The 17,918-nt window shown below is 65.5% G+C and carries 16 protein-coding genes; 2 read left to right on the top strand and 14 right to left on the bottom strand.

Annotated features, from left to right (window positions below; genetic code table 11):
- Window positions 1-101: 101 nt before the first annotated feature.
- Complete coding sequence (locus AC1ROX_RS10980; protein ID WP_493125319.1) at window positions 102-857, bottom strand: DODA-type extradiol aromatic ring-opening family dioxygenase; 756 nt, start codon at window positions 855-857, stop codon at window positions 102-104.
- 136 nt (window positions 858-993) lie between these two features.
- Here AC1ROX_RS10980 and AC1ROX_RS10975 point away from each other — a divergent pair, with 136 nt between their 5' ends.
- A complete protein-coding gene (locus AC1ROX_RS10975) occupies window positions 994-2,523 on the top strand; it encodes an ABC transporter substrate-binding protein (RefSeq protein WP_493125317.1) in 1,530 nt (509 codons plus the stop codon).
- Between the two features lie 88 nt (window positions 2,524-2,611).
- Here the strand turns inward: AC1ROX_RS10975 and AC1ROX_RS10970 are convergent, their stop codons facing one another.
- Window positions 2,612-3,196: a flavodoxin family protein gene (locus tag AC1ROX_RS10970; protein ID WP_493125315.1), complete on the bottom strand. Its 585-nt coding sequence runs from the start codon at window positions 3,194-3,196 to the stop codon at window positions 2,612-2,614.
- Window positions 3,197-3,343: 147 nt separating this feature from the next.
- On the opposite strand from AC1ROX_RS10970, the gene AC1ROX_RS10965 reads away from it, so the two are divergent.
- On the top strand, window positions 3,344-3,766 hold the full coding sequence (locus AC1ROX_RS10965) for a winged helix-turn-helix transcriptional regulator (RefSeq protein WP_493125313.1): 423 nt from the start codon (window positions 3,344-3,346) through the stop codon (window positions 3,764-3,766).
- A 3-nt stretch (window positions 3,767-3,769) separates the two neighbouring features.
- Here the strand turns inward: AC1ROX_RS10965 and AC1ROX_RS10960 are convergent, their stop codons facing one another.
- The 12 genes from AC1ROX_RS10960 to AC1ROX_RS10905 all read right to left on the bottom strand — a co-directional run bounded on the left by AC1ROX_RS10960 (window position 3,770) and on the right by AC1ROX_RS10905 (window position 17,915).
- Complete coding sequence (locus AC1ROX_RS10960) at window positions 3,770-4,381, bottom strand: 2OG-Fe(II) oxygenase (protein WP_493125311.1); 612 nt, start codon at window positions 4,379-4,381, stop codon at window positions 3,770-3,772.
- Window positions 4,382-4,663: 282 nt separating this feature from the next.
- The gene (locus tag AC1ROX_RS10955) at window positions 4,664-6,229 is read right to left on the bottom strand and encodes an ABC transporter substrate-binding protein (RefSeq protein ID WP_493125309.1); all 1,566 of its coding nucleotides are present in this window, start codon (window positions 6,227-6,229) and stop codon (window positions 4,664-4,666) included.
- 267 nt (window positions 6,230-6,496) lie between these two features.
- Complete coding sequence (locus AC1ROX_RS10950) at window positions 6,497-7,543, bottom strand: amidohydrolase family protein (RefSeq protein WP_493125307.1); 1,047 nt, start codon at window positions 7,541-7,543, stop codon at window positions 6,497-6,499.
- A 23-nt stretch (window positions 7,544-7,566) separates the two neighbouring features.
- Complete coding sequence (gene hpxZ / locus AC1ROX_RS10945) at window positions 7,567-7,968, bottom strand: oxalurate catabolism protein HpxZ (protein ID WP_493125305.1); 402 nt, start codon at window positions 7,966-7,968, stop codon at window positions 7,567-7,569.
- On the bottom strand, window positions 7,969-8,517 hold the full coding sequence (locus AC1ROX_RS10940; protein WP_493125303.1) for a sugar O-acetyltransferase: 549 nt from the start codon (window positions 8,515-8,517) through the stop codon (window positions 7,969-7,971).
- A gap of 21 nt (window positions 8,518-8,538) precedes the next feature.
- A complete protein-coding gene (locus AC1ROX_RS10935) occupies window positions 8,539-9,717 on the bottom strand; it encodes an amidase (protein WP_493125301.1) in 1,179 nt (392 codons plus the stop codon).
- A gap of 122 nt (window positions 9,718-9,839) precedes the next feature.
- A complete protein-coding gene (locus tag AC1ROX_RS10930) occupies window positions 9,840-12,965 on the bottom strand; it encodes an efflux RND transporter permease subunit (protein ID WP_493125299.1) in 3,126 nt (1,041 codons plus the stop codon).
- 19 nt (window positions 12,966-12,984) lie between these two features.
- Entirely contained in the window at window positions 12,985-14,244 is a 1,260-nt protein-coding gene (locus tag AC1ROX_RS10925; protein WP_493125297.1) for an efflux RND transporter periplasmic adaptor subunit, read from the bottom strand.
- A 150-nt stretch (window positions 14,245-14,394) separates the two neighbouring features.
- On the bottom strand, window positions 14,395-15,009 hold the full coding sequence (gene rpsD, locus AC1ROX_RS10920; RefSeq protein WP_493125295.1) for a 30S ribosomal protein S4: 615 nt from the start codon (window positions 15,007-15,009) through the stop codon (window positions 14,395-14,397).
- Between the two features lie 189 nt (window positions 15,010-15,198).
- The gene (locus AC1ROX_RS10915; protein WP_216961073.1) at window positions 15,199-15,621 is read right to left on the bottom strand and encodes an OsmC family protein; all 423 of its coding nucleotides are present in this window, start codon (window positions 15,619-15,621) and stop codon (window positions 15,199-15,201) included.
- A 2-nt stretch (window positions 15,622-15,623) separates the two neighbouring features.
- On the bottom strand, window positions 15,624-16,388 hold the full coding sequence (locus AC1ROX_RS10910; RefSeq protein WP_493125293.1) for an RNA methyltransferase: 765 nt from the start codon (window positions 16,386-16,388) through the stop codon (window positions 15,624-15,626).
- A gap of 18 nt (window positions 16,389-16,406) precedes the next feature.
- Window positions 16,407-17,915: a DHA2 family efflux MFS transporter permease subunit gene (locus tag AC1ROX_RS10905; RefSeq protein ID WP_493125291.1), complete on the bottom strand. Its 1,509-nt coding sequence runs from the start codon at window positions 17,913-17,915 to the stop codon at window positions 16,407-16,409.
- Window positions 17,916-17,918 lie beyond the last annotated feature (3 nt).

Here is a 17,918-nt window from a genome sequence, read left to right as displayed (position 1 = left end):
CATCGATAAGCCAGGCTAATCTGAAATGTGTTCACCATGTCTCCGAACAGGTGTTCACCATCTCCCCGGCCCAAACACATCGGAATGGGGAGGAAGGGGTTCTAATCGAACGCGTAAGCGGCCATCGACAGGTTGCCCAACGTGAAGCTGCGATGGAGCGCCCGACCCTGCGCTCCCTCGCCGGCCGCGCCATACGCGACATGCAGCGGCAGGAGATGCTCGTCGGTCGGATGGGCCTCGCGGGCATAGGGGGCGCGGGCGCGGTAATCGGCGAGCGCCGCCTCGTCGCCCTTCCCGACCGTGTCGGCCACCCAGTCGTCGAAGGCCTGTGCCCAGGGCTCGGGCTCCGAGTCCTCTCCGGGGACCAGCGCGCGCAAGTTATGGGTGGCGCTGCCGCTGCCCATCACCAGCACGCCCTCCTCGCGCAAGGTGCTGAGCTTGCGGCCGAGCGCGATGTGGTGCGCCGGGCTCATCGCCGGCTGCACCGAGAGCTGGAAGATCGGGATGTCGGCCTCGGGCCAGCCCAGCATCGCCGGCACCCAGGCGCCGTGATCGAGGCCGCGATGATGATCGTGCGCGGCGCCTGTGAGTTTCGCCACTTTCTCGGCGAGCTTCGGCGCGCCGGGCGCGGCGTAGCGCAGTTTGTAGAGATCCTCGGGGAAGCCGTAGAAATCGTGGATCGTGTCGGGCTTGCGCGCCACCGACACGGCCGGCACGTCGGTATCCCAATGCGACGACACCGCGACGATCGCCGTCGGGCGCGGAATTTGCTGGCCGAGGCCGGCCAGGAAGGTCCGCGCGGGCGCGTCGCTCAGGATCAGCGTGGGCGCTCCATGCGACACAAAGATCGTCGGCATCGACATGTCTTTATTCCTCTGGGACTGCATGGCAGCGTGTATGAAATGGGTTCAAGTCTATCACGGGAAAGGTGACTGAATGTTGGGTTTGCGGAGACGGGTTGCCCTGGCGGCTTCCCTCGGATTGGCGGCCGCGATGGCCACGGTTTCTGTGCCGGCGGCGGCACAGACGACGCTGAGGATGGTGTCGCACGCCGACATCAAGATCCTCGATCCGATCTGGACGACCGCGCTGATCACCCGCAACCACGGCTATCTGGTCTACGACGTCCTGTTCGCCAAGGACGCGGACCTCAAGATCCAGCCGCAGATGGCGGAGAAGTACACCGTCTCCGACGACAAGCTCACCTGGACGATCACCCTGCGTGACGGCCTCGAATGGAGCGACGGCACGCCCGTGACGTCCGAGGACTGCATCGCCTCGATCAAGCGCTGGGGCGCCCGCGACGGCTTCGGCCAGTTGCTGCTGAAGGCGACCAAGGACATCAAGGCGGTCGACGCCAAGACCTTCGCGATCGAGCTGAAGGAGCCGTTCGGCCTGGTCCTCGACGCCCTGGGCAAGCCTTCGTCGAACGTGCCGTTCATGATGCCCAAGCGGGTCGCCGAGACCGATCCCAACAAGCAGATCGAGGACTACACCGGTTCCGGCCCCTTCATCTTCAAGAAGGAGGAGTGGAAGCCCGGCGAGAAGATCGTCTACGTCAAGAACACCAAGTACAAGCCGCGTAACGAGCCGCCCTCGATGCTGGCCGGCGGCAAGGTCGCCAAGGTCGACCGCATCGAATGGCTGGCGATCACCGATCCCAGCACGGCGGTCAACGCGCTGATGGCGGGTGAGATCGACCTGATCGAATCGCCGGTGCCCGATCTCTTCCCGATGCTGAAGGCCGACAAGAATATCGCCCTGTTCGGCTGGAACTCGCTCGGCAGCCAGATCATCATGCGCTTCAATTCGCTGCACCCGCCCTTCAACAACGTGAAGGCGCGCCAGGCGGCGATGTGGGCGCTTGCCCAGGAAGACATGCTGCGCGCCCAGGTCGGCGATCCCGAAATCTACAAGGTCTGCAACGCGCCGTTCGTCTGCGGCACGACCTACGGCAAGGAATATGGCGACCTGCTGATCAAGCCCGACCTCGCCAAGGCGCGCCAGCTCCTGAAGGAGAGCGGCTATGACGGCACGCCGATCGCGATGCTGCAGCAGACCGACCTGCAATCCTCCAACCAGGTGCAGGCCGTCGCCAAGCAGCAGCTCGAGAGGGCCGGCTTCAAGGTCGACCTGCTGGCGATGGACTGGCAGACCGTGGTGGCCCGTCGCGCCCGCAAGGAGCCGCCGGCGCAGGGTGGCTGGAACATCTTCTTCACCACCAACATCACGCTCGACCTCGACAACCCGGGCACCAACGCCTACGCCGCCGGCACCTGCGAGAAGGCATGGTTCGGCTGGCCGTGCGATCCCGAGATCGAGGTCCTGCGCGCCGCCTTCATCCGGGAAGGCGACCCCGCCAAGCGCAAGGAGCTGGGCTACGCCATCTCCGACCGCCTGATGGACCAGGGCTTCTACGCCCCGGTCGGCCAGTACAAGGCCTTCGGCGCCTACCGCAAGGACCGGATCAGCGGCTGGCTCGCCGGCCCGGTTCCGGTGCTCTGGAACATCAGCAAGAAGTGACACGCATTTAGGCGTGTCATCCCGAGCCCTTGCGAGGGATCCTTCCGAACCAGAAGGATCCCTCGTTCGCTCGGGATGACACAGACTACTAAGCCGCCTGCGCGAGCGGCTCTTCGCGCCAGCGGTGGCTGGCTTCGGCGACGCGGCGGCCGAGCGCCTCGAAGGTCTTGAAGTCGCTGGCACCGATTCCCTCGACACCCTGGTCGGCATTGGCCTGGCCCATCGCGCCGATCGAGGCGCCGACACGGTTCAGGTCCGCGCTCGAGCCCTTCGAGTTGTTGTTGCCCGGCGGCAGGCCGAGGCCGACCCACACCATGCCGTGCTGAACCGCCAGGGTGAGCAGCTGGTAGAGCGTGTTGTGCTTGTCGCCGTTCCACGACGCGGAGACGGTGAAGCCAGCGGCGAGCTTGTTTCGCCACTTGCCCTCCATCCAGCGGCTCGACGTCCAGTCCTTGAACTTGGCGAAGTCGGCCGACACACCGCCCATGTAGGTCGGGCTGCCGAAGACGATGGCGTCCGCCGCGTCCAGCTCGGCCCCGCGGGCCTCGGCTTCGGCGACCGGGATCAGGCTGACAGTAGTACCGGGAACCGACCGCGCGCCCGTGGCGACGGCTTCGGCGAGAGCCTGGGTGTGGCCGTAGCCCGAATGATAGACGATGGCGACGTTGCTCATGATGGATTCCAATCCTTTGATTTCACTGAAGAAATCGGGATAGCCGTTTCTCCAGTTCAGTTGCTTTCACAAAGTGACTAGAAACATCTGGGATGCGAGCTATATATTCACCAGTAGGTACCAAATCGTAACCTGAAGGTTTTTTCCATGAGCATCCCAACCCCGGCCACCGCCGCCCAGGCCAAGGAAAGCGTCTCCTGCCCGATGGACTTCATCCTGCGCATGCTGATGGGGCCCTGGACGACGTACATCCTCTACAACCTGCGCACCCACGGGCCGCAGCGCTTCGGCGAGCTGAAGCGCCGCGTCTCGGGCATCTCCGCCAAGATGCTGACCGAACGCCTGCGCACGCTGGAGGGCGCCGCGCTAGTGAAGCGCGACTACGAGGCGACCATCCCGCCCAAAGTCACCTACTCGTTGACCAAGCGCGGCGGTGAGCTCGACGGCGTCATGGACAAGCTGGCCGAGATCGCCATCCGCTGGGAAGCCGAGGACGCCGCCAAGCGCACGGGCCGCGCAGTCGACACGAATCCGTCAGAGAAGCCGGCGCAACTCCACGCGGCGGAGTAGCGATCAGCCGCAGAGCCAGATGTTCACGGCAAAGCGACTGTCGGCAAAGCCGCCGCCGGGACAGGATACAAGCTCGACCTCGTGACGGGCGGTCGACGGGAAGACCAGCAGGCTGTCATGCTCGGGCTCGACATCGATCGTTTCGCCACCGCCCAGATCGAAGATCCTGAGCCGCCCGCCGGTGAAGCGGCGCGGTTCGCGATGGAAGTAGTAGACCATCGTGAGGCGCCGCCGGCCGCCCGGCGTGTACTGGTCGCCGGTGAAAGTATCGGTATGCGGGAGATAGAAGGCGCCGTCGCCGTGCGCCACCACTTCCATCTGCGTGCTGTTGGGTGGCGTGTGTTCCATCTCGAAGTCCGCCTCGAGCTCCGCCTGCAGCGCCAGCGCCTTGCGGCGGAGCGGACGGGCAAAGTCGCCGAGATCTTTCAGGACAGACGACTGGCGAGTGAGGGTTTCAAGCCGGCCGGTGCCCTCATGGGCCAGGCGAGTCGGGATGAACTGCGCTTCGGCAGCCAGCGTGTAGGCCAGCAAACGGGCCGAGCCTGCCTCGCCCAGCCAGCCTGCGAGGACCCGGTGGGGCGGAAACCGCCCGCCGAGGAAAGACGGTTCCGACATCCGCCAGCTTTGGGTGTGTTAACTGACCGTGGCAAGCCTTTGTTTTGAAAAGTGAATTCAGCGAGACTTGAAGCAGCCCCTCAGAGTGTTAATCCAATGCAGGAGCGATGACCGTTAAGCCGAATTTCCTCTGTGCCGGTAGCCCGAAAGTTCATGCAAAGAGTTAGCTCGCTTTTCTCTTCCGACTGCTCACCTGGATTATGAGGAAGTGCCGCTTCGTATCCCTAAAAATGAGCATGAATGAGGATCCCTCGCCTGAACGAAGCGAGGGATCCTTTGCCCCTACTTCTTCGTCACGCCCCAGAAGACCGGCACCGGCGGCGGCGGGTTGAGCGTACCGATGTTGGAGCGGACGGCGCTGACGCCGAACCACTCGCCGAGCGGGACGTGCGTCACGACCTTGATGGCTCGCTCCTGGACGGCAGTGGCGGCGGCCTTCTTCTCGGCTTCGGTGGTCGCCTGCACGTACTTGTCGCGCAGCTTCTCCAGCTCCTCGTCGCAGGGCCAGCCGGAGCGGGCCTTGTCGCAGCTTGCGATCAGGAAGGGCGTCATCAGCGGGTCGAGGATGTCGACCTGCGACCAGCTCGTCGAGAAGGCGTTCCAGCCACCCTCGGAGACCGGCACCTTCTTGGCCAAGCGCACGATCACGCTCTGCCAATCCATCGACACCATGTCGACCTTGAAGCCGGCCTTCTCCAGCAGTGACTTGGCGACGGGGCCGAGCTGCTTGATGACGCCAAGATCGGTCGGCGCCAGCAGAGTCACCGGTGTGCCGTCGTAGCCCGCTTCCGCCAGCAGCGCCTTGGCCTTGGCGGCATTGCCCTCGATCAAGCCGGCCATGCCGGCATCGGTCGCCAGCGGCGAGCCGCAGGTAAACATCGCCTTGCAGGTTTGCCAGAAGCGCTTGTCGCCGATATTGGCCTGCAGGAAGTCCTCTTGGTTCAACGCGAGCGCGGCAGCCTGGCGGATCTTCTCGTTGTTGAAGGGCGGCTGTAGCCAGTTCGGCCGGAATGCGTACTGGTTGGAGACGCGGCCCTTGATGACCCGGATGCCCTTGTCCTTCTCGATCAGCGGCAGGTGGTCGGACGATACGCCTTCAAGATAGTCGATCTCGCCGTTCAGCAGCGCGTTGACCTGCGTCTCGGCGTCGGGGATCCACATCCACTCGACCCGGTCGACGTTCACGACCTTGCCGCCGGACAGGCCGGACATCGGCTCGGCGCGCGGCTTGTACTTGGCGAACTTGGTGTAGACGAGCTTCTCGCCGGGCTTCCATTCCTCCTTCTTGAACACGAAGGGACCGGAGCCGATATATTCCTCGATCTGCTTGAACGGATCGGTCTCGGCGATTCGCTTGGGCATCATGAAGGGCACGACGACCGAGGGCTTGCCCAGTGCCTCGATCACCGCGCCGAACTTGTCCTTCAGCACGATCTGGAAGGTCTTGGCGTCGACGACCTTGTACTCCTTCAGCGCCTGGGCGAGCTTCTGGCCCATGCCGTCGCGCGCCGACCAGCGCTTCAGCGAGGCGATGCAATCCTCCGCCGTCACCGGCTGGCCGTCATGCCACTCCAGCCCGTCGCGCAGCTTGAAGGTCCAGGTCAGCCCGTCGTCGCTGGTCGTCCAGGTGTCGACCATCTGCGGCTTCACCTGGAACTTCTCGTCCATGGCGAACAGCACGTCGTAGAGCATGTAGCCGTGATTGCGGGTGATATAGGCACCGCTCCAGATCGGATCGAGCACCTTCACATCGGAATGCATCACCACCTTGAGGGTCTGCGCCGAGGCGATCGGTATGGCGGAAACGGTGGCGAGGGCGGCGACAGCGGATAGGAGGAAACGACGCATCAATGGGCCCCATGAACAACGCGAGGCCAAAATTCTAGGGCGAGTTCACAGCCTGTGTCAGTGCGGGAGAGCTTGTTCGATGAAAAAGAAACTTCATCCGGTGGCCGCCTGCTGACACGGTTCTTGCAAGGCCTTGAGTCCAGCAAGAGCAAAGATCCTTCGCTGCGCTCAGGATGACACCGGTTTTGGAATTGGCACGGTGCGCCAACTTAGAAAACGGTGTCATCCTAAGCGTAAGCGAGGGATCCTTAACTCACCTCATCAGCGTCAGACAGCCAGCTCAAGCTTATAAATCCGCGCCGCCGTGCCTGCGAACAACGCTGTCTTCTCCGACGCCGACGCGCCTGCCGAAATCCGCTTGAAGGCGTTCCACAGGACGCCGTAGCCCGAGGTGATCTTGTCGACCGGGAAGTTGCTCTCGTACATGCAGCGGTCGACGCCGAACAGCTCGATGCAGGTCTCGACCCAGGGCCGAAACGCGTCGGCCAGTTCCTGCGAACCGGGCGGCGTCGGGCGCTGGTAGAAGTCGAAGAAACCCATGGCCATGCCGAGGCCGCCGACCTTCACCACGATGTTCTGCCGCTTGGCGAGCTCGGCCATCGACTTCTTCCAGGTCGCGCGCACCTCGTCGTGGCGGCCGGCGTAGCCGGCATAGCCCAGCGGTCCGCCGACATGGTCGAGGATGATGTGCGTGTTCGGGAAGGCGTCGGCCAGCGCGGCGATCTCGAGAATCTGCGGATGGTAGAGCCAGGCGTCGAAGGTCAAATCGCGCTTCGCCAGCTCCCTAAAACCCTCGCGCCATGTCGCGTCGCGGGTCTGCTCGGGCGGCGGATCGTTGCGCGAGTTGCGGACGCCCGGGTCGGCATCCCAGCCGGTCTGGTGGCGGATGCCCTTGAAGCGGCCGTTGCCGGCGGCGATCTGGGCATCGAATACGTCACCCGCCTTCTCGCCGAGGCGCAGGTCGACATGGCTGACGATACCCGCGCAGGCGCGCAGGTTGCCGTAGAGGCCCGAGGCGCTCATCGCCGCCACGCCATTGGCGAACTCGGTCTCGCCGATACAGCGCAGTTCGGCCGGCCCGTCCTTGCGATACATCGAGTGGCAGTCGACGAACACCGTGCCGACGATGTTGTGCCCGGTCTGCGTGTCGGCCAGCAGGTCGTGGAACAGGTAGTCGTTGCCCCTGCGCTGCCAGAGATGATGGTGCGGATCGACGATCGGCAGGTCGGGCTCGAGCGCGGGCTCGCTCACCTTGGCGACCCAGGCGTTGTCGGGGTTCAGCACATTGCCCAGGCCTTCGACAGGTTGAGCCATCGTTTCCTCCATATCTTGATTGTTCAGGTGACGATCGGATCGGCGATCATCGAGACGTGCGCGGCGACCACCTTCCAGCCCTCGGGGAAGCGCGCCCAGGTCTGCATTTGTCGACCGGTCATCTCCTTGCCGCGGACCTTGTAGACGAGGGTCGCGGTGGCGAAGTCGCGGCCCAGGGTCACGATGTCGAGACGCAGCCGCTTCTCCTTGGTGCCGGGACCGGGCACGCGCGCCACGCGATGGGCGTGGATGCGGTCGAAGCCGTAGCCGTGCTCGTTGTTGGCCAAGCGGATCGTATGCGGGCTGTTCCAGAAAGTGGCGTCGAGCACATCCACGTTCTTGTCGATCAGCGCCTGCTCGTAGCGCTCGAACAGCGTGCGCACCTCTTCGACGACTTCGGGAATGTTCGGTGTCAGATCCGTCACTTAACGCCTCTCCTTGGCTGGATTGCCCACGACAGTAGCACCGGGCGCCACGTCGCGGGTGACGACGGCGCCCGCGCCGACGATCGCCCCATCGCCGACCGTGACACCCGGCAGGATGATCGCGCCGCCGCCGATCCAGACATCGGCGCCGATGGCAATTGGCCGGCCGAACTCAAGGCCGGCGCGACGTTGCGCGGGATCGCGCGGATGGTCCGCGGTCAGGATCTGGACGCCCGGCCCGATCTGCGTGCGATCGCCGATCGTGACCTTCACGACGTCGAGGATGATGCAGTTGAAGTTGAGGAAGACGCCCGCGCCGAGGCTGATGTTGTAGCCGTAGTCGCAATGGAAGGGCGGACGGATGTAGGCGCCCTCGCCCACCGACGCCATGATCTCTCGCAACAAGGCCGGATAGTCCTGCTGCGTGGCGGCGATCGAGGCATTGTAGCGGTCCATCCACTCGGCAACGCGCCGCGCGTCGGCAGCCAGCTCCTCGCCGGTCGCCACGTAGAGCTCGCCCGCCAGCATCTTCTGCTTTTCGCTCGCCACGAAACCCTCCGCGGCGAACGATCAGGCCGCCGCCTCCATCGCGCGCGCCACGGCCACCAGGTTCGCGTCGCTGCCGCGCGGGCCGATGATGGACAGGCCGACCGGCAGACCGTCAACCGTCGTGGCGCCCGGAAGATTGACCTGCGGAAAGCCCGCCAACCCGCCCTGTGCGCACAGGCAGGTGATGCGGTCGCGCAGCGGATCGAGCCTCGAGAGCGGTTGACCGACGAGAGGTGCGGGGAACGGCGTCGTCGGCAGGCAGAGGATGGTGCCGGCCGGCAGCAGGTATTTCATGCGCCCGCGCACTTCCTGGCGCATGAGGTTGGCCCAGGCCCTGTCGCCGTCGGCGATCATCGAGCCCGCGACCAGCGCCTTGGCGACCGAGAAGGCAAAGCGTGGATTGCGCGCCTCGAGCCACGGCCGGAACGTCGCATAGGCCTCGGCCGGCTGGATCGTACGTTGCGCGCGCGCCCAGACCGAAAGGCCCTGCGGCGCCATGATCTCCTCGCGACTCGCTCCGACGAGCCCGACGAGCTTTTTCACCATCGGCTGCAGCGCCTTGGACGTGCCTGCATCCGCGAAGCCGAAGGCGTCGACCGCAATCACGACCCTGGTCGGCAGCGTCGATGGAATCTCCTCGCCCAGCAGGACGGCGGACACTTTCGCGAAGGTCTCGGCATCGCGCGCGAACCAGCCGGTCGTGTCGGAGGTCGGTGCCTGCGGGAGCATGCCCGTGACATCGATGCGGCCGTGTGTCGGACGGATGCCGTATAGACCGCAGAAACTCGACGGCACGCGCACCGAGCCGCCGGTGTCGGTTCCGAGCGCGGTGTCGCAGACTCCCGCCGCGACCGCGGCCGCCGAGCCCGAGGACGAGCCGCCGGGTACACGGCCCGGGGCGCGAACGTTCTTCGGCGTCCCGTCGAAGGCATTCTCGCCCAAGATGCCGAGCGAGACCTCGTCGGTGATGGTCTTGCCGATCAGGGTCGCGCCGGCATCGAGCAGCGTCTGCACTGCCCAGGCATGTTTGTCGGGGATGGGACGGCCGGTCGGCCAGTCGTGATTGCCGCCGCCCGTCGGGACACCGGCCACGTCGAAGAGGTCCTTGGCCGCGAAGGTGAGGCCCGACAGCGGACCACCGGCCCGACCCTCGATGCGGACGCGCGGCCCCGGAACGAAAGCGCCGATCTCGTCGGTCATGGAACACCTGTCATCACGGACGGGGGAAGTCCCGTCCCGGAGCGTAGCGAAAAATCTCCCGCCTGCCATGCAATTGTCTGGCCGCGGTGCGAGGTCCTTCGCTGCGCTCTGGATGACCGACTTTACTCGGCCGGCGCCGGCGGCGTGCGGTCCTTGGTGCGCCACCGCTTGGCCCAGCCGGGGCTGAACTTCATGCCGGTGAGCTTGTCGAACCACATGTAAACGACCGGCGTGATGTAGAGCGTGAGGCACTGCGATACGAGCAGGCCGCCGACCACCGTGACGCCGAGCGGCTGGCGCAGCTCGGCGCCGGCGCCATGGCCCAGCGCGATAGGCAGCGAGCCCAGCAGCGCGCAAGTCGTCGTCATCATGATGGGCCGGAAACGCAGCTCCGCCGCCTCGACGATCGCCTGCTCAGCCGACGCGCCTTGCGCCCGTCGTTCGAGCGCGAAGTCGACCATCATGATGGCGTTCTTCTTCACGATGCCGATCAGCATGACCACGCCGATCAGCGCGATCACGGAGAGGTCCATGCCGAAGAGCTGCAGGGTGATCAGCGCGCCGATACCGGCCGACGGCAGGCCCGACAGGATGGTCAGCGGATGGATGAAGTTCTCGTACAGGATTCCCAGGATCAGGTAGATCACGAGAATCGCGGCGAACAGCAACATGCCCTGGTTGGCCACGGCCTGCTGGAACACCTGGGCGCTGCCCTCGAAGCTGGTGGCAATGCTGGTCGGCAGTCCGACTTCGCGGGCCACCGCCTCGATGTCCTTCACCGCGTCGCCCAACGCCACGCCCGGCGCCAGGTTGAACGAGATGATGACCGCCGGCAGCTGCGCGATGTGATTGACCGTCAGCGAGGTCGGCTTGTCGTTGCGCTTGGCCACAGTGTCGAGCGGCACCAGACCACCGGTCGGCGTGCGGATCTGCATGCGCCGCAGCACCTCGTTGGTGTCGGCATACTTCGGGTCGGCCTCGAGGATGACCTGGTAGGTATCGTCGGGCGCATAGATGGTCGAGACCTGGCGCGTGCCGAAGGCCGAGTAGAGCGCCAGGCGGATCTGGTCGACCGAAAGGCCCAAGCGCGAAGCGGTGTCACGATCGACGTCGATCACGGTCGAGCGCGCCTTGACCTGGAGATCGGAATTCACGTCGGTGAGCGACGGGATGCGCTTCATGCGCTCTTCCATCAGCGGCGCGTATTCACGCAGCAGCGCCAGGCTGCTGGAGCGCATGCCGAACTGGTACTGCGCGCGGCTCTGCGTGGTCGCGATGTTGATCGACTGGATCGGCTGATAAAAGATGTTGATGCCGGGCACCGTCGACGAGGCGCGGCGCAGGCGGGCGATCACTTCCAGGGCGCTCGCCTTGCGCTCGGGCTTTTCGCGCAGGGTGATGAAGATACGGCCCGAGTTGACCGTGCTGGCCGCGTTGCCGCCGCCCACCGTCGACATGACCGAAACGACGTCGGGATCGCGCTTGATGACCTCGGCGAGCGCCGCCTGGCGCGCCACCATCGCATCGAACGAGGCATCGTCCGGACCGACGGTCGAACCGGTGATCTGGCCGATATCCTCCGACGGGAAGAAGCCTTTCGGAATGGTCTGGAACAGGTAGGCCGTCAGCACGAAGGTGCCGAGCGTGATGGCCAGCACCAGGCGCGGCAACTTCACGACGCGGCGCAACGACCACGAGTAACCCTCGGTGATCTTGTTGAAGCTCCACTCGAAAAGCCGCAGCAGGGCGTTGTGCTTCTCGTGGTGGTCGATCGGCTTCAGCAGCCGCGAGCACAGCATCGGCGTGAGCGTCAGCGACACGATGCCCGAGATCAGGATGGCCATGCTGATGACCAGGCCGAACTCGTTGAACATGCGGCCGACCACGCCGCCCATGAACAGCACCGGGATGAACACCGCGACCAGCGACAGCGTCATCGACACGATGGTGAAGCCGACTTCCTTGGAGCCCTTGAAGGCGGCATCCAGCGGCTTCTCGCCCGCCTCGATGTGGCGGACGATGTTCTCCAGCATGACGATGGCGTCGTCGACGACGAAGCCCACGGCGAGCGTCAGCGCCAGCAGCGAGATGTTGTCGATCGAATGCCCGCAGAGATACATGCCCGCGAAGGTGCCAATCACCGAGATCGGCAGCGCGATGGCCGGGATGATGGTTGCTCGCACGCTGCGCAGGAAGAAGTAGATGGCGATGATGACCAGGACGCCGGCGAGGACCAGCGTGAACTCGACGTCCTCGATGGCTTCGCGGATCGAGACCGAGCGGTCGTTCAGGATGCTGATGTCGACGCCGCTGATCATCTCGGCCTGGATGGCCGGCAGCATGGCCTTGACCCTGTTGACCACCTCGACGGTATTGGCATCGGGCTGGCGATAGACCGCCAGCAGGATGGCCCGCGTGCCGTCGAGCCAGCTCGCGACCTTGTCGTTCTCGACGCTGTCGATGGCGGTCGCGACGTCGGAGATGCGGACCGGCGCGCCGTTCTGCCAGCTCACGACGACCGGCATGTAGTCGGCCGCCTTGTTGATCGGGCCAGTCGCATCGAGGATCGAGCTCTGGCGCGAATCGGCAATGGCGCCGACCGGCTTGCTCGAGTTGGCCGCGACGATGGCATTCTGCAATTCCTGCAGGGTGAGGCCGCGCGCCGCGAGCTGGTCGAGGTCGGCGCGGACGCGCACGGCGTATTTCTGCGTGCCGAAGATCAGCACCTGGGCGATGCCGGGCAGGGTCGAGATACGCGGCAGGATCGCGCGGTTGGCGAAGGCGTCGACGTCGGACAGGCGCACCTGGCTCGATTTCAGCGCCAGGAACATGATCGGGAAGTCGGCCGGGTTGACCTTGCGGAAGCTGGGTGGCGTCGGCAGCTCGACCGGCAGGCGGCGCATCGCCGAGGAAATCGCCGACTGCACGTCAAGCGCGGCACCGTCGATGCTGCGGTTGAGGTCGAACTGCAGGACGATCGCCGTGTTGCCCAGCGACGAGGTCGAGGTCATCGACGTCACGCCGGCAATGGTCGAGAACTGGCGTTCGAGGATCGAGGCGACGGAGGCGGCCATCGTCTCGGGGCTGGCGCCCGGAAGCTGCGCCTGGACCTGGATGGTCGGGAAGTCGACGCGCGGCACCGCGGCGACGGGCAGCTGCTTGAAGCCGAAGACGCCCGCGATGACGATCATCGCCATCAGCAGGATCGTCATGACGGGACGGCGAATGCAGAGAGCCGAAAGCGACATATCCGCTCTCCGTTAAGGGTTAGCCGCGGGGCTTCGAGGCAGTGGTGGCGGGTGCAGTCGGTGACGCCGGCGTCGATGCCGTCGGCGGCCGGATCGTGACAGGCGCACCGTTGACCAGGCGGAGCTGGCCGTCGATCACGACCGACTCGCCCTCCGCCAGGCCGCTGCCGATCACAGATTCACCGGCCTGCGTGCGCTTGATCACCACCGGACGGACATCGGCGACGCCATCGTTGATTACGAACACGTAGGGACCCTGCGGTCCGAGCTGGACCGCCGCGGCCGAGACCGAGATCGCTTCCGGCTCGACACCCAGGATGACCTCGACCTTGACGAACTGGCCGGGCCACAGGCCCTCGTTGCCGTTGTTGATGCGCGCCTTGGCGGTGACGGTGCCGGTGTTGGGGTCGACCGTGTTCTCGATGAAGGCCATCGTGCCGGACTGGCGCTTGTCGCCGACGACCGCGTCGACGCGGACCGGCCCCTTGGCCATGGCGGCCCGCAAGTCGGGCAGCAGGACCTGCGGGATCGCGAAGCTGACGAAGATCGGATCGACCTGGTTGATGACGGCGAGCGTGGCGGTCGCGGTGTTGTCGGCGACGCGCACGATCGTGCCGGCCTTGCTGCTGATCGAGCCGATGCGGCCCGATACGGGCGCGCGGATCTCAGTGTAGCTGAGCTGGGTCTGAACCTGCTCGCGGTTGGCCTCGTCGGACTGCAGCTGGGCCTCCAGCGCCTTCAGCGCCGTGACGCTGTTGTCGCGCTGGACGGCGGTGCCGGCCCCCTTGCTCAGGAGCCCGTCGGCGCGATCGTTGTCGCGCTTGGCCTGTTCGATCTGCGCCTGGGTCTTGCGGATCTGCGCCTCGATGACGAGGAGCTGGGCCTTGAGGGTACGATTGTCGAGCTCGAACAGCAGGTCGCCCTCCTTGACCAGGGCGCCCTCCTCGACGTTCACCTTCATGATCTGGCTGTCCATCCGGGGCTTGATCTGGATGGAGGCGATGGCCTGGACGGTGCCGACCGCCTCGATCACCACCGACATCGGCTTCTTGCCGATCGTGGTCACGACCACGGGGACGCCCCCGCCAGGATTGGCCCGTCCGCGACGTCCCTGCGGCTGGGCGCCGGCAGCGGGGCTCGCCTGGGTTTCGGCGGCCTTGGCCGTATTGCCCATGCCGATATGAGGGCCAATTTCGCGCATGACATCAGCACGATAGACATAGGCCGCCCCGCCGATCGCAACGATCGAAGCGAAGACCGCCGCACGGACGAATCCCATTGCCTAGACTCCCGAGTCCCCAAGCCCCAGTAGGATTATATCTCTCCCATCGCGAGGCGATAGCGGGAAAGAACCACCTTCACGTGGAATTTTGATGCAAAAAACCCGCCACAACAGGGCGGGTTTTTCATCTTTTCCAGGATCGGCCGGTTAGCGGCTGTAATACTCGACGACCAGCGACGGCTCCATCTGGACCGGGTACGGCACGTCGGCGAGCTTCGGCCCGCGCACGTAGGTGCCCTTCATCTCCTTGTGGTCGACGTTGACGTATTCCGGCACGTCGCGCTCGGCGGTCTGCGTCGCCTCAAGGACCCGCTCCATTTCCTTGGCCTTGGAGGTCAGCTCGATGACGTCGTTGTCGCGAACCATGTAGGACGCGATGTTCACGCGGCGGCCGTTCACCTTGACGTGGCCGTGGCTGACCAGCTGGCGCGAGGCGAAGACGGTGATGGCGAACTTCATGCGGTAGATCACCGCGTCCAGCCGGCGCTCGAGCAGCTCGACCAGGTTTTCGCCGGTGTCGCCCTTGCGGCGCACGGCTTCGGTATAATAGCGGCGCAGCTGGCGCTCGCTGACCGAGCCGTAGTAGCCCTTGAGGCGCTGCTTGGCCATGAGCTGCAGGCGGTAGTCGGTCGGCTTGGTGCGACCCTGGCCGTGCTGGCCGGGACCGTATTCACGCTTGTTGAGCGGGCTCTTGGGACGGCCCCACAGGTTCACCCTGAGGCGGCGGTCAATCTTGTACTTCGAATTCGCGCGCTTGCTCACGCAGCACTCCGTCGTTATGCGCCCCGCTTTGCGGGTACGCTCGGTTGTCCGGATAGGCCTGATTCCAGCGATTTGCTGGGGCGGGAGGCGAGCCCGAACGGCCCTCCACCACGTTCTCCGGAAGAAGCGCGGAACATACTGGCCGTTTCCGGCCAGTCAAGCAGGCGTTAATCCCTACAAATCAACAACTTAGATCTCGACCAGCACGATTTCGTGGGTCACGTCGGCGGTTTTCTTCACCATGGCGGTGGCCGAACAGTATTTTTCGTCCGACAGGCTGACCGCCCGCTCGACCAGCGCCTTGTTCAGTTTCCGGCCGCGCACCGTGTAGACCAGCTTCACCGAGGTATAGACCTTGGGATGGTCCTCGGCCCGCTCGGCAACCAACGAGACCTCGACACCCTCGATGTCCTGGCGCTGCTTCTTCAGCATCGAGACGACGTCGATGGCGGTGCAGCCGCCCATCCCCATCAGCAGGACCTCCATCGGCCGGGAGGCGAGGTTGCGGCCGCCGATATCGGGCGCGCCGTCCATGGTGATGGTGTGGCCGCTGCCGCCTTCGGCGACCAGCAGGGCGCCGTCGACCCAGGAGATCTTGGCGGTCGTGGACATGGCTATTCCTCGTGGTTTCTCTTGGACAGGAACTTGATGACGCCGTGGAAGGTGCGCGCCTCCTGCTCCGTCATCTCGGCGCGCTGCAGCAGCGCCCTGAGATTGAGCACCATCGAGGGCCGCATCTCCTTGTTGCGCAGGAAGCCCGACTGGTCGAGCGCGCGCTCCAGATGGTCGAACAGGCTTTGCAGCTCGTCCTTGGTGGCGGGCCGCGTCGCATGGTCGGCCAGCCGGGCGGGCGGCGTCGCGTCGCCGGCCGTGGTCCATTCATAGGCCACCAGCAGCACTGCCTGGGCCATGTTCAGGGAGGAGAATTGCGGGTTGAGCGGGATCGAGAGCGCGGTGTCGGCGTGGACCATGTCGTCGTTCTCGAGGCCGGTGCGCTCGGGCCCGAACAGGATGCCGACGCCCTCGCCCTGCCCGATCCAGCCGCGCATCTCGGACGCGGCCTGGCGCGGCGTCAGGATGCGCTGCACCAGTTCGCGATTGCGCGCCGTGGTGGCGACCACCCGTTCGAGGTCGGCAACCGCCTCGCCCACCGTGTCGAAGACCTCGGCCTTCTCCAGCACGATGTCGGCGCCCGACGCGGCACGCTGGGCCTTGTCGTTGGGCCAGCCGTCACGCGGCGCCACCAGGCGCAGGGTCGACAGGCCGCAATTCAGCATGGCGCGCGCGGCCATGCCGATATTCTCGCCGAGTTGCGGGCGCACGAGGATGACCACCGGCGTGACGGCGGCGACGTCGCGGCCCTTCGATGCGCGTCCCATGCCGCCCTAATAACGTGGTTAGCGGCCGCCGATAAGGGCCGGCCGCTTCATCAGGAAGAGCAGCGGGATCAGCACCAGCGAGCAGATCATCATGATGCGGAAGTCGTTCAGGTAGCCGATCAGTGCGGCTTGGCGCGTGATCTCCCCGTCCCAGATTGCAAGCTGCGTCGGGTCGAGACTGACCCCGGCGGGGTTCATCGGCCAACCCGGATGATACGGCGTGAACTTCTCGACGATGTCGGCGCGGTTCTGCTGGGTGTTGCTGGCCAGCATCGAGACCAGCACGGCGATGCCGATGCTGGCGCCCAGGTTGCGCAGCAGCGCGTTGACGGCCGCGCCCTCGGTACGAAGCCGCGGCGGCAAGGTCGCAAAGGTGAGCACGGTGAGCGGCGGGAAGACGAGGCCGAGCCCGAAGCCCAGCAGCACGCCGTTCCAGACGATATGTGCCTCGCTGACATTGAGGTTGAACAGCGTCATGTCGTAGAGCGACACCGCGCAGAGCGCGAAGCCCAGGCCGATCAGCATCCGCGCATCGACGCGGCCGATCAGGCGCGCAACCAGCATCATCGACACCATCATGCCCGCGCCCCGCGGCGCCAGAACGATGCCCGTGGTGAACACCGGATAGCCCATGAGCTGCTGCAGGAAGGGCGGCATCAGGGTGGCCGTTACGATCAGCACGAGGCCCGCCAGCGCCGTGAAGCAGAGGCCGACCGTGAGGTTGCGGTCGCGGAACAGCTCGCGCGACACGAATGGCTGGCGGTCGGTCATCATGTGGATCAGGAACATGGCGAAGGCCACGCCCGCCACCAGCGTCTCGCCGATGATCTCCACCGAGTCGAACCAGTCGAGCAAGTGGCCGCGATCGAGCATGAGCTGGAACGAGCCGATGGCGACCGCCAGCAGGGTGAAGCCCAGCAGGTCGAAGCGCCGCGGCGTGCCCTGCACGTTGTCGCGCACCAGCGCCAGGATGCCGATGGCACACAGGATGCCGACCGGCAGGTTGACGTAGAACACCCAGCGCCAGGTGAACTCGTCGGTCAGCCAGCCGCCCAGCGAGGGACCGGCGATCGGACCAACCATGGTGCCGACGCCCCACATGGCCATCGCCTTGCCCTGCTCCTCTCGCGGGTAGGTGTCCATCATGATGGCCTGCGAGACGGGCACGAGAGCGGCGCCGAATCCGCCCTGCAGGGCGCGGAACAGGACGAGCTGCTCGAGCGACTGCGCCGCGCCGCACATCATCGAGACGATGGTGAAGCAGATCACGCAGGTCGCCAGCGTCCGGCGCAGGCCGAAACGCATGGCGCAGAAGCCGGCGAGCGGCGTCAGGATGGCCGAGGCCACGATATAAGAAGTGACGACCCAGGAGACCTGCTCCTGCGTCGCCGACAACGAGCCCTGGATCGACGGCAGCGCCACGTTGGCGATGGTGCCGTCGAGCGCATGCATGATGGTGGCGGCCATCACCGACAGGGTGATCAGTTTACGGCGGCGCAGGATCGCCGGGTCGACTGCCGGCGCCATCGG

The organism is Reyranella sp. GW821-FHT14A01 (genome assembly GCF_058803965.1).
The sequence above is the reverse complement of the archived record's forward strand: the minus strand, read 5'-3'. Positions and strand labels throughout refer to the sequence as shown.